This window comes from Delftia sp. BGA-UO-ETr-SB1, from assembly GCF_059567865.1.
The window spans coordinates 229,226-244,626 of sequence record NZ_JCAQOW010000006.1; the positions used below are offsets into that span (position 1 = coordinate 229,226).

At 70.0% G+C, this 15,401-nt stretch carries 10 protein-coding genes; 1 reads left to right on the forward strand and 9 read right to left on the reverse strand.

The window, feature by feature from the left end:
* The first annotated feature begins 357 nt into the window (after positions 1 to 357).
* On the forward strand, positions 358 to 2,010 hold the full coding sequence (locus AC57B5_RS19905) for a methyl-accepting chemotaxis protein (RefSeq protein WP_496400189.1): 1,653 nt from the start codon (positions 358 to 360) through the stop codon (positions 2,008 to 2,010).
* Here the strand turns inward: AC57B5_RS19905 and AC57B5_RS19910 are convergent, their stop codons facing one another.
* From AC57B5_RS19910 to AC57B5_RS19950, 9 genes are all read right to left on the reverse strand, one after another.
* On the reverse strand, positions 2,011 to 3,009 hold the full coding sequence (locus tag AC57B5_RS19910; RefSeq protein ID WP_012202110.1) for a porin: 999 nt from the start codon (positions 3,007 to 3,009) through the stop codon (positions 2,011 to 2,013).
* Positions 3,010 to 3,328: 319 nt separating this feature from the next.
* Positions 3,329 to 4,699, reverse strand: a complete 1,371-nt coding sequence (locus tag AC57B5_RS19915; RefSeq protein ID WP_496400190.1) for a Fe-S oxidoreductase — start codon at positions 4,697 to 4,699, stop codon at positions 3,329 to 3,331.
* A 22-nt stretch (positions 4,700 to 4,721) separates the two neighbouring features.
* Positions 4,722 to 5,786, reverse strand: a complete 1,065-nt coding sequence (locus AC57B5_RS19920) for a homocysteine S-methyltransferase family protein (protein WP_043823294.1) — start codon at positions 5,784 to 5,786, stop codon at positions 4,722 to 4,724.
* Positions 5,787 to 6,019: 233 nt separating this feature from the next.
* Positions 6,020 to 6,703, reverse strand: a complete 684-nt coding sequence (locus AC57B5_RS19925) for a helix-turn-helix domain-containing protein (protein WP_185750967.1) — start codon at positions 6,701 to 6,703, stop codon at positions 6,020 to 6,022.
* Positions 6,704 to 6,756: 53 nt separating this feature from the next.
* Positions 6,757 to 7,842 (reverse strand): YkvI family membrane protein, encoded by a 1,086-nt coding sequence (locus AC57B5_RS19930; protein WP_012202106.1) that lies wholly within the window; start codon positions 7,840 to 7,842, stop codon positions 6,757 to 6,759.
* A 61-nt stretch (positions 7,843 to 7,903) separates the two neighbouring features.
* Positions 7,904 to 9,058: an NAD(P)/FAD-dependent oxidoreductase gene (locus AC57B5_RS19935; RefSeq protein ID WP_496400191.1), complete on the reverse strand. Its 1,155-nt coding sequence runs from the start codon at positions 9,056 to 9,058 to the stop codon at positions 7,904 to 7,906.
* Between the two features lie 151 nt (positions 9,059 to 9,209).
* Positions 9,210 to 10,643: an efflux transporter outer membrane subunit gene (locus AC57B5_RS19940; protein ID WP_313236444.1), complete on the reverse strand. Its 1,434-nt coding sequence runs from the start codon at positions 10,641 to 10,643 to the stop codon at positions 9,210 to 9,212.
* Positions 10,636 to 13,830, reverse strand: coding sequence for an efflux RND transporter permease subunit (locus AC57B5_RS19945; protein ID WP_034397640.1), 3,195 nt, complete (start codon positions 13,828 to 13,830; stop codon positions 10,636 to 10,638). The genes AC57B5_RS19940 and AC57B5_RS19945 overlap by 8 nt, the downstream gene beginning before the upstream one ends.
* A 15-nt stretch (positions 13,831 to 13,845) precedes the next feature.
* Positions 13,846 to 15,060, reverse strand: coding sequence for an efflux RND transporter periplasmic adaptor subunit (locus AC57B5_RS19950; protein WP_496400192.1), 1,215 nt, complete (start codon positions 15,058 to 15,060; stop codon positions 13,846 to 13,848).
* Positions 15,061 to 15,401: the final 341 nt, after the last annotated feature.

Here is a 15,401-nt window from a genome sequence, read left to right on the forward strand (position 1 = left end):
CCCGCCCCCAGCGCGCGGCAGCCGCCGCCGAACGCCTGGCCGCAGCGGGTATCCGCGTGCCAAACGGTGCAGGCGGATGGTTCGCAATCCTCTGCATCCTCCCCGCCGCTGCGGCATGCCCGCGAAGCGCCCGCCGCAGCGCAGGCGCACGGACAGGGCCTGCGCCATGAGGCCCCGCATCAAGGGCCGCATCTGCCGGACCTCGGGCTGGTTCCCTCCCTGAGCGGGCACTGCGGCCCCCGTTTTCTCTTTCGCTGATACCCGTTCCACCTTGCTCTGCACGGCAGGCAAGGTGCGCCCTGCTGCACGCCTTTTTTCCCCCTTGCCGTTCAAGGGACACGCCTACAGGACTTCGCCATGCAAGCCTTTCGCAATCTCAAGATCTCCTCCAAGCTGCTGCTGGCCTTCGTGGCCGTCCTGGCGCTGACCACCTTCGTGGGCCTCTATGCCGTGCTGCAGCTCAGCCGGATCAACCAGGCGTCCATCGATATCGCCACGCGCTGGATGCCTTCATCACGCATGTTGCTCGACATCCGCGCCACCACGGCCCGCTACCGCGTCAACGAGCTGCAGTACCTGATATCCACCAGCGAGCAGGACATCGGTGCCTTCGACAGGATCATGGGCGAGCTGTGGAAGAAGACCCAGACCAGCTACGACAACTACGCCAGCTTCATCAGCTCCGCGCCGGAGAAGGCCGCCTACGACGAACTGGGCCGGCTGCGCAACGAGTACGCCAAGGAGCACGCCATGGTCATGGCCCTGGCGCGCAATGACCGCAAGGACGAAGCCCTGGTGCTGGCCCAGGGCGAATCGCTGGAGCTGAGCCGACGCCTGTATGACCAGATCGACCGCATGGTGCAGATCGACCACGAAGGCGGACAGCAGGCCAACGACCACGCCAATGACCTCTACCGCAGCGCACGCATCTGGGTGGTCGGCCTGCTGGGAGCCAGCATTTTGCTGGGGCTGGCCCTGGCGCTCACGCTGGCGCGCATCGTGGCGCGTCCGCTGAACGAGGCCCTGGGCGTGGCCCAGGCCGTGGCCGAAGGCGACCTGACGCGCCGCATCCAGGCCACCACCACCGACGAAACAGGCCAGCTGCTGCACGCACTGCACCGCATGGACCAGAGCCTCATCCACATCGTCCGGCAGGTGCGCAGTGGCACGGACTCGATCGCCACGGCCTCCAGCCAGATCGCCTCGGGCAACAACGATCTTTCGGTGCGCACCGAGCACCAGGCCAGCTCGCTGGAAGAAACCGCTGCCTCCATGGAGCAGCTCACCGTCACGGTGCGTCAGAACACCGACAACGCGCGCCAGGCCAACCAGCTGGCGGCCTCGGCCTCGGCCGTCGCCCAGCAAGGCGGCGAGGTGGTCTCCCAGGTGGTGGACACCATGGGCGCCATCCATGCCTCCTCGCGCAAGATCGCCGACATCATCGGCGTGATCGACGCCATCGCCTTTCAGACCAACATCCTCGCGCTCAACGCGGCCGTGGAAGCGGCCCGCGCGGGCGAGCAGGGCCGTGGGTTTGCCGTGGTGGCTGCCGAAGTGCGCGCCCTGGCGCGGCGCTGCGCCGATGCGGCCAAGGAGATCAAGCTGCTCATCGAGGACTCCAACGGCAAGGTCAGCACCGGATCGGCCCTGGTGGCGCAGGCCGGGCAGACCATGCAGAACATCGTCAGCAGCGTGCGCAACGTGACCGACATCATGGGAGAGATCACGGCCGCCAGCGTCGAGCAGACGGCGGGCCTGGAGCAGATCAACCAGGCCATCTCGCAGATGGACCAGGTCACCCAGCAGAACGCCGCCCTGGTCGAGGAAGCCGCCGCCGCCGCCCAGTCCCTGCAGGAGCAGGCCTATGGCCTGCAGCAGGCCGTGAGCGTCTTCAAGCTGGAGCAAGGCCTGGAACTCACCGCCCTGCCCGCAACCCCTCAGCCCATGCCGGCTCCGGGCCTGGCCAGGATCACCAGCGCTGCCCAGTCAGGCCGCTGGGAAGCGCATTGATCAGAAGGAATGGGCCATGCCCACGCCGAAGGCCGTGCGCGAGCTCTGGTTCTCGTAGCGCTGGTGTCCCAGGCTGGTGTAGAGCATGGTGCGCTTGGACAGCGCGTACTCGGCGCCCAGCGACAGCATGTTGTTGGTATCGCGGTCCAGCCGCTGGCGTGCATAGCTGGCCTTGAGCGTGGTCGCCCCGATGCCGTAGGTGGCGCCCAGCGAGACCATGCGCGACTTGTCGGGCCCCGTGCCGGGCGTGCCCGACTTGCTGCGGTCATAGGCCAGCATCACCGCTGCCGTGCCGATGCGGTACTTGCCGCCCATGTACAGGTCGGTGTCGCCGCTGCCGTTGCGCTCGTGCGCCAGCATGGCCGCCACCGCGCCCTGGTCGTAGTTGACCGACACCGAGCGCGCACGGCCCTGGCGGCCCGGCGCCTCGGTGCGCTCGGGCGAGGCGCTCAGGTGCAGCGAAAAGCCGCCGAACTTGGGCGAGTCGTAGAACACGCCGTTGGACATGCGGCCGTACTCGGGCGAGCCGTTGTTGCTGGCGCGGTCGGTCGGCGTCAGGTAGTGGGCCATGTGCCAGGCCGGCGAGGCGATGCGGTTGAAGTTGCCCCAGGGATCGAACTGCCACTCCTGGCTCCACATGGCGCTGAGCGCGCGGCCCAGGCGCAGATGGCCCCAGCTGCCCTGCAGGCCCACGGTGGACTCGTCATGCCAGAAGGGCTTCTTCGGATAGTCCTCGGTCAGGCCCGTGTCCAGGTCGAAGCGCGTGCTCAGCCGGAAGGTGGCCTTCAGGCCACCGCCCAGGTCCTCGAAACCGGCAATCGCCAGGTTGCTGCGCTGAATCGTGCCCAGCTTGCTGGTCTTGTCGAAATCCCGGAACACGCCAGCGTCGAGATAACCGCTGATGGTGACGTTGGAGCCTGTGGCAGATGACTGGGCAGCCACCGGCAGGGCAGCCGCAACGGCGAGAGAAGCAAGGGTCAAGCGGGAGGTACAACGCATCCTGAACGGGTTCCTGGAAATGAAAGATGGCACAACACCGGCGCGGCCCGGGGGCATGCGCAAACGGCGACGGGGGTTGCCACGACAGAGGTGGCTGGAAGGTGCGCGGCGGGCTGGTGGCTTGCAGCGACTTGGAGGCAGCCAGGATGCAGATCGCAGCATGATCGCTGCACATTCATTGCACATCCCGGCCAAAGACGTCATCCGCGCAGATGGCGAACGACAGCCGGCATTATGAAAGCTGGGGCCGGCGATGACCACGCCACCGTCAGGCCCGGTCAGTTTCGTAGCGTGGCGGCCCCGGGCCGGGGCCAGGTCGTCAGCGGCTGCGCTCGGTGCGCGACACGTCCCAGAGACGGTTCATCTCGCTGCAAAAAGGCTGGGCGCAGGGCGCGCGGCCCTCGTACTGGCAGCCTTCGGTGGTGCAGAAATGCGACTGGTGCTCGAAGGCGCGGCGCTCGCGCGGCAAGGCGCCCGAGGCCTGGGCCGCCGCCATGTGCAGCCAGGGATCGTTGCGCTGCTGCAGCATCTGCTGCACCTCCTGCGCAAGCGCAGGCGACAGCGAAGCCACCGAGGCCAGGCCGGCCGGCGACGCCATGGCGCCGCCCGGCTGGCGCAGCGGCTGCAGCTCCAGCAGCAGCAGGGCGCTGGTGCGCAGCGCATCGGCGCCACGCGGCTGCACCACCACGGCCACCGGCCCCGAGGCCAAGGACTGCAGCGAGGCATCCAGCGGCAGGCGCAGGCCCGGCTCCGTGGCCTGCGCGCCCGCCAAGGGCAGCGCAGCGCCCGCAGGCAGGGCCGCCGCAGCCGTGAAAGGGGCCGCACCCGGCGCGGAAGCCGATGCGGCCGCCAGCGCCATGGCCGCGCCCTGCGCCTGGGCCCAGGCCTGGGGCACCTGCAGGCTCAGCGTGAAGCCGCGCTCGCCCTGGGGCGTCAGCAGCGTGCCCTGCTGCACCCACCAGCTTTGCAGCGCGGGCAGGGTCTGGGTTGCGCCGCCTGCAACCCCTCCAGGCGCGCTGGCACCGGCCTGCGGTGCCAGTCCCGATCCGGCCAGCAGCGCATCCACCACCTTGGCCTTGGCGGCTGCCACGGCCAGCGTCACTGCGGCAGCAGCGGGCTGCAGGGAGGCTGCGGCCTGCAATGCAGGCGAGGAAGACGCCGCCTGCGGCGCGCCGGCGGCCTGGGCAGAGGCTGATGTCCCCGTCTGCGGACTCTGCGATGGCTGCGCTTGCCCTCCGGCCGGCGCTGTACCTGCCGCTGTACCAGCTGTCGTGCCGGTGGCCAGCGCCTGCAGCAACGCGGCCGATCCGGGCTGGGCCGCGAGCAACTGCAGGGCCTGGCCCTGCTGGGTCCCTACTTGGGCCAGCAAGGCCTCCAGCAGCCGGCCCAGCGCCTCGGACACGCCGCTGGCCGGCCACTGCGGCGCGGGCGCGCCGGGGCTGGACTGGACCTGGCGCGCCAGCTGGGCCACCAATTGCTCGAAGGCCTGCAGGCGCAGGCTTTGCAGCATCTCGGGCGACCAGCGCACGGCCGTGGCCGCTGGCGGCGTGACGGGAACGGAGGGTGAGGCGGATGACGCGGGTGAATCCGGCGCCACCGGCGCGCCAGCGGCCGGGCCGGAGACTGGTGCCGCCACTGGCAGCGGCAGCCCTGCGGCAGGGGACGGGACGGGCGGCAGCGGCGAACTCATGTCAGAGGCTCCGCCCGGGCCATCAGGCCGATTCCGGGTAGAACAGGCGGCGCGTGGGCGTGCTGCCCACGGCCTTGGCGATGGCGCCGATGTGGTCCGGCGTGGTGCCGCAGCAGCCGCCCACGATGTTGACCAGGCCTTCGGACGCGAATTCGTGCACCAGGCGGCTGGTGACCTCGGGCGTCTCGTCGAAGCCCGTGTCGCTCATGGGATTGGGCAGGCCGGCGTTGGGGTAGCAGCTGATGAAGGTCTCGGGCGCGGCCTTGTTCAGTTCCTGGACGTAGGGGCGCATCAGCGCCGCGCCCAGCGCGCAGTTCAGGCCGATGGACAGCGGGTTGGCATGGCGCACGCTGTGCCAGAAGGCCGTCACCGTCTGCCCGGACAGGATGCGGCCCGAGGCATCGGTCACCGTGCCGCTGATCATGATGGGCAGGCATTCGCCGCTTTGCTCGAAGGCCTCGTCCACCGCGAACAGCGCGGCCTTGGCGTTGAGCGTGTCGAAGATGGTCTCGACCAGGATGACGTCGGAGCCGCCCTCGATCAGCGCCAGCGTCTGCTCCAGGTAGGCCTGGCGCAGCTGCTCGAAATTCACGTTGCGCGCGCCCGGATCGTTCACGTCGGGACTGATGCTGGCCGTCTTGGGCGTGGGGCCCAGGGCGCCGGCCACGTAGCGCGGATGGCCGGGCGTGCTGTACTTGTCGCAGGCCGCGCGGGCCAGCTGGGCGCTCTTGAGATTCATCTCGCGCGCCAGATCGGCCATGTGGTAGTCGTCCTGCGCAATCGTGGTCGCGCCGAAGGTGTTGGTCTCGATCAGGTCGGCGCCGGCGGCCAGGTACTTGTCGTGGATATCGCGGATCACGTCGGGGCGGGTGAGCGACAGCAGCTCGTTGTTGCCCTTGACGTCATGCGGGAAGTCCTTGAAGCGGTCGCCCACGCTGCCGGGGCCCGTGTAGCCCTGGCCCCGGTACTGGGCCTCTCCCAGCTTGAAGCGCTGGATCATGGTGCCCATGGCGCCGTCAAGAATGACGAGGCGCTTGGCAAGGATGGCGGGAAGCTCTTTGGCGCGGGTGTACTGGGGCAGGCTCATGGGCAGCGATTGTAGGAACTCCGGGGCGGCCGTGCCGGGCACGAGGATTCCCCCAGAAAAACGGCCTGCGCCCCAAACAAGAGGCGCGACCTATGAAACTAGCGCACCCCCACGCCAGAGACACCGAGGAAGGGCCTATGCCGGCCGCGCCGCCCCGCACCGAGGGTGTCGTCCCCCTCCCGCGTAGCGAGAGAGGGGGAAGCGGCGCAGCCGCTCAGGGGGTGCTAACCATTTCAGCTGCAGACAGAGACGACTTGAGCCGGCTGGCGGCTCAGGCTCACATACACATGGCCCACGCCGCTGTCGAAATACGCGGCCTCGTGGCGGCCCAGTTCCACCGATTCGCCGTTCTCGAACAGGATGCGCACTCGGCCCGAGAGCACCATCACGAACTCCTGGCCCGCATGGCGGATGGTCTCCGAGAATTCGCCGGCCTCGCGCGCATTGATCACGGCCACCAGGGGCTGCATCTTCTTGCCCGGGAAGGCGCCGCACAGCACGCTGTAGAGGTACTGGTCGGTCTCGTAGCGCTGCACGTCCTCGAAGCAGTCCTTGACCACGGTGGGCGTGTCGCCGGCCGCCTGCTGGGCGTCCCCGACCATGAACAGCCGTGTCATGTCGATGTCCAGCGCGTTGCCCAGCATGAGCACCTTCTCGTAACTCAGCGCGATCTGGCCGCGCTCGGCCTTGGAGATGGTGGACACGGCCAGCCCGCTGCTTTCGGCCACCTGCTGCAGCGTCAGGCCGCGCTCCTTGCGCGCCTTGCGCAGCTTGGCGCCCACTTCGTGCTTGCCCGCAGGCATGGCGGCGGCCGTGCGGGCGCCCGGCAGCACGGCGGCGAGGACCTGGTCTGGCGTGGGGAGAGTGCTGGACCTGGGGCTGGACCTGGGGCTGGATCTGGTGCGGGGGCTGGGCATGAAGCGGGCGATCGGGGCTGGCGACCGCCCGATTCTAGGGTCAGGCCCGGCCGTCAGGCGCCGCGCAGGCCGGCCCCGGGCGCCTGCCTGCGGCCCATGCGCAGCCAGCCTACCAGCGCGCAGGCCATGAGGGCGAAGCCGATGTAGCCATAGACCGGGTAGACCATGCCCACCAGCGTGATGAAGCCCGCGAAGCTGCCGCCCAGGGCCAGCACGCCCGCCACGCCCGTGCCCCAGCGAAAACGCGGCGTGCCGGCCGGCAGGATGCGGGCCACGAAGGCATAGAGCATGCCCACGGCCGTGTTGAGGATCATGCCGAAGATGACCAGCGACATCAGGTGCCCCAGCCAGGGCGAGATCTGCGTGGCCAGCGACAGCATGGGCATGGACAGGCCGCCCAGCGTGTCCATGCGCCAGTACATCGCGGCCGCGATCATCAGCATCAGCAGGCCCAGCAGCAGCCCGCCCGCCACGCCGCCCCACAGCGCCACGCGGCGCGAGCTGGCCTGCCCGCCCATGATCACCAGGAAGGGCATGCCCGCCACCACGTTGTAGGAGACATAGAGCAGCGCGGCCACCAGCCAGTGGCCGGCGCCCCGGGGCTGGGAGGCAGCGGCGGCCTCCAGCGCGGCCATGTCGCCGTGGGGCGTCAGCAGCACGTAGCCGGCGACCACCACGGTCATGAACACCAGCAGCGGCGTGACGGCGCCGATGAAGGCGATCACCCGGCCCACATCCAGGCAGACGATGAGCACCGTGGCGACGGTGGCCAGCACGCTGCCCCAGACCTCGGGCAGGCCCAGCCACTGGTGCAGCAGCGAGCCTGCGCCCGCCAGCATGACCACGGTGATGGCAAACAGGAAGAAGGTGATCAGCACATCGAACACCATGCCCACATGCCGGCCCAGCAGGGCCTGCACCACCTCCTTGTGCGAGCCGGCCTGCAGGCGCTGGCCCATGGTGGAGAACGCCATGGACAGGAAGACGAAGGCCAGGGCCGCCACCAGGCAGCCTGCCAGGCCGATGGCGCCAAAGCCCGCGAAGAACTGCAATATCTCCTGCCCCGAGGCGAAGCCCGCCCCGACGATGACGCCGACGAAGGCGCCGGCAATCCTGCTCACTTCCTTGAATGCACCCATGCCTGTCTCCTTGGATTGTTGTGTGTTGCGGGGGCCGAAAAGGTGAAAAAGGGATGACGGGTCAGGCCGCGAAGCGCGCCGGACTCAGCCGCAGGGCATCGACGCCCTGCGCCAGCAGCTCGGCGGGCAGCGGCTCGCGCATCAGCAGCGCGGCCGCGGCGGCCGAGGCGCCGGCCGCCGTCTGTATGCCGTAGCCGCCCTGCCCGGCCAGCCAGAAAAATCCCTCGCGCTGCGCATCCCAGCCGATCACGAAGTCGTCGTCGGGCGCAAAGCTGCGCAGCCCGGCCCAGACATGGCGCGGCCGGCGTATGCGCAGGCGGGTCAGTGTCTCGATGCGGTCTATGCCCATGGCCACGTCCAGCTCCTCGGCCACCACGTCGTGCGGCGGCACGGGATCGGCATTGGCGGGAGAGCCCAGCAGCTGGCCCGCATCGGGCTTGAAGTAGAAGCTCTCGTCCACGCCGATCACGGCAGGCCAGCCGTGGATGTCCTCGCCCTCGGGGGCGGCAAAGGTAAAGGCCGAGCGGCGCCGGGGCTCGATGCCCAGCGGCCGCGCGCCGCACAGCCGGGCCACGGCATCGGCCCAGGCGCCTGCGGCATTGACCACGGCGCGGGCACGGACCTGCGACCCGTCCTGCAGCACCAGGGTCCACAGGCCCTGGCCATCACCATCCACCTCACGCTCGGCGCCGGACAGTTCGGCGCCGCAGCGCAGCCGCGCACCGGCACGCGCCATGCCGCGCAGAAAGCCCTGGTGCAGTTCGGCCACGTCGATGTCCATGGCGTCCAGGTCATGCACGGCGCCCACGAGCAGGCTCTCCTGCAGGCAGGGCACCAGGGCGCAGGCCTGGCGCGCGTCGATGCGCTCGGCGCGCAGGCCGTCGCGGCGGTACATGGCCAGGGCCTCGTCCAGCTGGGGTTCCTGGCCGGCCGTTCCTATGTAGAGCACGCTGCGCGGCTGCAGCAGCGCGTGCTCGCAAAAACCTTCGGGCGGCGCGCTGTAGAAGCCACGGCTGGCGCGTGTCAGCGCGCGTATCTGCGCGGTGCCGTAGCTCTCCATGAACATGGCGGCCGAGCGGCCCGTGGCGTGGTATCCGGGCTGCGGCTCGCGTTCCAGCACCAGCACCGAGGTGCCCGCACCGGCCAGCCGCCAGGCCACGGAGGCGCCGGCCATGCCGGCACCGATCACGGCGAAATCCAGAACCTGGCTTTCCATCATCCATTGCTCCATTTTTTTCCAATGAGAAAATTATCCGATAAGAAAAAAATGAGGCAAGCCCCTGGTCCTCGTGGTTTTCACCGGGGGCGCCGCACAAGAAAAAAGGGACGGCGCCTGGCCGTCCCTTGTGGCAATGCGCGTCGCACGCTCAGGCCGGCGGCAGCTTTCCGTCCCAGCCACCGGCCAGGGCCTGGTACAGCGCCACGGCGGCGCGCAGGCCGCGCGCACGGCTGTCGGCGGCCGCGTCCTGGGCCGCATACAGGTCGCGCTGCGCATCCAGCACTTCGTACAGGCCCACGCTGCCCAGCTGGTAGCGGCGCTGCGCCAGCTGTTCTGCGCGCTGGCGCTGCTCGGCAGCCTGGGCCAGGTGGGCGTCTTCGCTGCGCGTGCGCTGCAGGCGCACCAGGGCGTTCTCCGTGTCCTCCAGCGCCAGCAGCACGGTCTGCTGGTACTGGGCCAGCGCAGCCTGGGCGCCGGCCTCGCTGGCCGCGATGCGCGCCCGCACGCGGCCCACGTCGAGAAAGGACCAGTCCACGCCCAGGAACACGCTGCTGCGGGCGCTGGCGCCCTCGAACAGCGAGCCGCCGTGCAATGCCGTGCTGCCCAGCAGCCCGCCCAGCGACAGGCGCGGGAACAGGTCGGCCGTGGCCACGCCGATGCGTGCCGTGGCCGCATGCAGCCGTGCCTCGGCCACGGCCACGTCCGGGCGCCGGCGCAGCAGGCCGGCCGGCGTGCCGGGGTCGATGGCCGGCGGCAGCTGCGGCAGGGCGGCAGGCACATCCAGCGCGGCAATCAGCGCCTCGGGCACCTGGCCCGTGAGCACGGCCAGCCGGTGCTGCGCCATGGCGATCTGCGCCTGCAGCGCGGGAATGCGCGAGCGCGTGGCCTCCAGCTGGGCCTGGGCGCGCGCCAGGTCGAACTCGGTGCCGCTGCCGTGCGCCAGGCGCAGCTGCACCAGGCGCAGCGTGTCCTGCTGGTTGGCCGCGTTGGCCTGCGCCAAGGCCAGGCGCTGCTGCCAGCCGCGCAGGTCGGCGTAGCTGCCCGCCACCTGGGCCGCAATGGCCACCTGCAGGGCCGCCAGGTCGGCCGCATCGGCGCGCAGGTCGGCATGCCGCGCCTCGATGCTGCGCCGCACGCGGCCGAACACGTCGATCTCCCAGCTGGCGGCCAATCCGGCCGTGTAGCTGCGCTGGCTGCGCGGGCCATAGAAGGCCTCGCTCTCGCTGAGCTTTTGCTGCGTGGCCCGGCCCGACATCGTGACCGTGGGCAGCTGGTCGAAGCGGCTTTCGCGCAGCAGCGCCTGGGCACCGTCCAGCCGCGCCAGCGCCACCTGCAGGTCCTGGTTGTCGCCCAGCGCGCGCTCCACCAGCTGCGTCAGCTGCGGGTCCTGGAACTGGCGCCAGAAGGCGGCATCGGGCTCGGCCTGGGGGGTGGCCGGTGCAGGCTCGGCCCGCGCGAACTGCGCTGCGGCCCGCGGCGCCGCAGGCGCCTTGAAGTCGGGGCCGACCGCGCAGCCGCCCACCAGGGCGGCGGATGCCAGCGCCAGCGCGTGGCGGCTCAGGGACTTGCGTATCTCAGGCATGTGGGGACTCCAGGGAGGCGGGCTGGGCAGGCCCGGTGGAATGCGCAGGCGCATGCCCCGTCAGCGCGCGGCCCGAAAGCCGGCGCAGCGTGACGTAGAACACCGGCGTGAGGAACAGGCCGAACAGGGTCACGCCCAGCATTCCCGAGAACACGGTCACGCCCGTGGCCGCGCGCACCTCGCTGCCCGCGCCGCCACCGATGAGCAGGGGCACGGCACCCGCGATGAAGGCGATCGAGGTCATGACGATGGGCCGCAGCCGCAGGCGGCAGGCCTGCAGCGCGGCATCGACGATGCCCACGCCGCGCAGCTCCAGCTCGCGCGCGAATTCCACGATCAGGATGGCGTTCTTGCAGGCCAGCCCCATCAGCACCACCAGCCCCACCTGCACGAAGACGTTGTTGTCGCCGCCGGCCAGCCAGACGCCGAACAGCGCCGCGCAGATGCACACGGGCACGATGAGGATCACGGCCAGCGGCAGCGTCCAGCTTTCGTAGAGCGCGGCCAGCACCAGGAAGACCAGCATCACGGCAATGGCGAAGACCACGGCCGCGGCGTTGCTCTGCTCCACCTGCTGGTAGCTCAGGTCGGTCCAGGCCAGCTCGATGCCGCGCGGCAGCGTGCGCTGCGCGATCTCCTGGAGCTTGGCCAGCACCTCGCCCGAGGACAGCACGCGCGGGTCGGAGTCGCCGATCAGATCGGCCGCCGGAAAGCCGTTGTAGCGCAGCACCGGGTCGGGGCCGAAGCTGGGCACCACGGTGACCATGGAGCCTATGGGCACCATCTCGCCGCGCGCATTGCGCGTGCGCAGACTGGCGATGTCCTCCACGGTCTGGCGGTGGTCAGCGTCGGCCTGCAGCATCACGCGCCAGACGCGGCCGAAGGCGTTGAAGTCGTTGACGTAGACCGATCCCAGGTAGGCCTGCAGCGTCTGGAACAGGTCGGTCAGCGCCACGCCCTGGGCCTTGGCCTTGGTGCGGTCCACCTTGACTTCCAGCTGCGGGATGTTGGACTGGTAGCTGCTGACCGGGTAGGTCATGCCCGGTGTTTTGGCGATCTCGGCCTGGAAGGCCTGCAGCGCCTGCTGCAGCGCCGCGTAGCCCAGGCCCGCGCGGTCCTGCAGGAACAGCGAGTAGCCCGAGCCGTTGCCCAGGCCCTGGATGGGCGGGGGCATCAGCGCATAGGCGAAGCCGCCTTCGATCTGCGAGAACTTCGCGCCCAGCTCGGCATTGATGGCCTCGGCGCTGCGCGTGCGCTCGCCGAAGGGCTTGAGCATGATGTAGGCGCTGGTCAGGTTGGGCGTGGTCGTGGACTGCAGCGCGTTGAAGCCCGCGAAGGCGGCGACCATGTCCACGCCTTCCACGCTTTTGGCGGCATCGACCATCTGGCGCGTGACCGCATCCGTGCGGTTCAGCGAAGCCCCCTCGGGCAGCTTGGCGCCGCCGAACAGGTACAGCTTGTCCTGCAGCGGGATGAAGCCGCCCGGCACGGCCTGGAACAGCACGGCCGTGCCCGCCAGCAGCGCCGCATAGACCGCGAACACCAGGCCCCGGCGGCGCAGCGAATGCCCCACCGAGTTCTGGTAGCCGTGGGCGCTGCGGTCGAAGAAGCGGTTGAAGGGCCGGAAGAGCCAGCCCAGGCTGCGGTCCAGCCCGCGCGCCAGCGGATCGCGCGGCGCGCCGCGCGGCTGCAGCAGCTTGGCCGCCAGCGCGGGCGACAGCGTCAGCGAGTTGATGGCCGAGATCACCGTGGAGATGGCAATCGTCACGGCGAACTGCTTGTAGAACTGCCCCGTCACGCCGCTGAGAAAGGCCATGGGCACGAAGACCGCGCACAGCACCAGGGCGATGGCGATGATGGGGCCCGAGACCTCCTTCATCGCCAGGTGGGCCGCCTCCAGGGGCGTGTGCCCTTCCTCGATGTAGCGCTCCACGTTCTCCACCACCACGATGGCGTCGTCCACCACGATGCCGATGGCCAGCACCAGGCCGAACAGGGTCAGCGTGTTGATGGAGTAGCCCAGCAGGTACAGCCCCGCGAAGGTGCCGACGATGGACACGGGCACGGCCAGCAGCGGGATGATGGAGGCGCGCCAGGTCTGCAGGAAGACGATGACCACCAGCACCACGAGGATGACGGCCTCGATCAGCGTGCTCTGCACCGCCTTGATGGAGTCGCGCACGAAGACCGTGGGGTCCCAGACCGTCTCGAAGGCCACGCCCTCGGGCAGGTCCTGGGAGAGCTTGTCCATGGCCGCGTAGACCTGCTCGGCCACGCCCAGCGCATTGGCGCCGGGCGACAGGAAGATGCCCACGGCCGCCATGTTCTTCTTGTCGCTCCACGAGCGCAGCGTGTAGTCGCTGGCGCCCAGCTCGATGCGCGCCACGTCGGCCAGGCGCACGACCTGGCCGTCCGCGCCGCCCTTGAGCACGATGCTGCCGAATTCCTCGGGCGTCTTCAGCCGCCCGCGCACGTTGATGGACAGCAGCTTGTCCGCGCTCTGCGGACTGGGCTGCGCGCCCAACTGCCCGGCCGAGACCTGGATGTTCTGCTCGCGGATGGCGGCAATCACCTCGGGCGCCGTGAGCTGGCGCGCGGCCACCTTGTCCGGGTCCAGCCACACGCGCATGGCGTAGTCGCCCGCGCCGTAGATGCCCACGTCGCCAATGCCCGGAATGCGCGCCAGCACGTCCTTGATCTTGAGCGTGACGTAGTTGCGCAGGTACAGCGCGTCATGCTGGCCGTCCTGGGACACCAGGCCCACGTACATCAGCGGCGTGGACGACTGCTTTTGCGTGGTCACGCCGAACTGGCGCACCTCCTCGGGCAGACGGCTCTGGGCCTGGCTGACGCGGTTTTGCACGCGCACGGCGGCCGTGTCGGGGTCGACGTCGGGGCGGAAGGTGGAGACCACCTGCAGGCTGCCGTCGGACGCCGCGACCGACTTCATGTACATCAGGCCTTCGACGCCGTTGATGGCCTCCTCCAGCGGCACGGCCACCGACTCGGCGACCTCCTTGGGATTGGCGCCCGGATAGGTGGCGCGCACCACCACGCTGGGCGGCACGACCTCGGGATACTCGCCCACGGGCAGCTGCGGAATCGCGACCAGCCCCACGGCGAACAGGATGATGGAGAGCACGACCGCGAAGATCGGCCGGTCTATGAAGAATTTGGAGAAGTCCATGGTGCGCTTCCCGGTTCACTGCGCGGCCACGGCCGGCGCCTTGGCCACCGCCGCCTGCCCGTCGCCGGGAGCAGGCTTGGGGCTGATCGGCATGCCGGGGTAGTAGATGCGCTGCAGGCCGCCGACCACGAGGCGGTCGCCCGCCGCCAGCCCCTTGTCCACCACGCGCCGGCCATCGACCATGCGGCCCAGCTCCAGGTCACGGCGCTCGGCCTTGTTGCCCTCGCCCACCACATAGACGTACTTGCGGTCCTGGTCGGTGAGCACGGCCTTGTCGTCGATCAGCAGCGTCTGCCGCTCGCCGCCCAGGCCCTGCGCGTCTTGCAGTTGCACACGCGCGAACAGGCCCGGCGTCAGCAGGCGGTCGGGATTGGGCAGGCGGGCGCGCATGCGCACCGTGCCCGTGCCCGCGTTGAGCTGGTTGTCGGTGAAGTCCAGGCTGCCCGCATGCGGAAAGCCTTCGTCGCCAGCCAGCCCCACACGCACGGGCCGCTGCACGCCGGGCCGCCCCTTGGTGTCCTTGGCGGCCTGCTGCTGCCGCAGGAAGCTGTGCTCGTCCGCATCGAAGTAGACATACACCGGGTCCTGCGAGACCACGGTGATCAGCACGCTCTGGTCGGCCTGGGCCAGGTTGCCCACGGTGAGCAGGGCGCGGCCCGCGCGGCCGGAGACCGGCGCGCGCACCTCGGTGAAATCCAGGTTGAGCCGAGCTGCCGCCAGCGCGGCCTCGGCGGCACGCACCTGGGCGGCGCTCTGGGCCAGGGCGCCGGCGCGCGTATCGGCTTCCTCGCGCGAGACGGCATGCTCGGCCACCAGCTGGCGGGCACGCTGGTCCTGGGTGCGGGCCAGCGCGGCGCCTGCGCGCGTGCGCTCCAGCTCGGCCTCGGCGCTGGCCAGGGCGGCGCGGTAGGGCCGCTGGTCGATCACGAACAGCAACTGGCCCTTCCTGACCTCCTGCCCCTCGCTGAAGGCAATGCGCTCGATATAGCCCGACACGCGCGGGCGCAGTTGGACCGACTCCACGGCATCGATGCGGCCGTTGAACTCGTCCCAGACACGCACGCTGGCCGGCACGACCTCGCTCACCAGTACCTCGGGCGCAGGCGGCGGGCCGTCGCTGGCGTGGGCATCGCCCACGGCCTGCGGGCGGCAGCCGGCAAGCAGGGCCAGCGCCGCCAGGGCGCCTCCGAACAGGGCACGCCGCAACGGCGGCGGTGGAAGAACGGGCATGGATCGACTCTCCTTGAGGGGGATGGGCAAGGCCCTGCTGCCGGGGCTGCGGCGGGGCCGGAAAAAGGGGCGGGACCGCAGGCTCTGGAGGCCTTCCAGGCGGTTGCTCACAATGGGTTGCATTCTTCAAGTTCAAGTGAACTTGAAGTCAAGATCCGTGCGCAAAGACACCACGAAAATTGAGGACGGTTTGCCGGGGACATCGCTGGCCGGATCGGACAAGCGCAGCGGCAATTGACCAGGAACGACCTGAAAAGACCTGGACAGGCGCGCACAGACGGACACACGCGCGTTGCCGCACCTGCAGGACGCCACCACTACACTGCAAGGCCATCTGACCC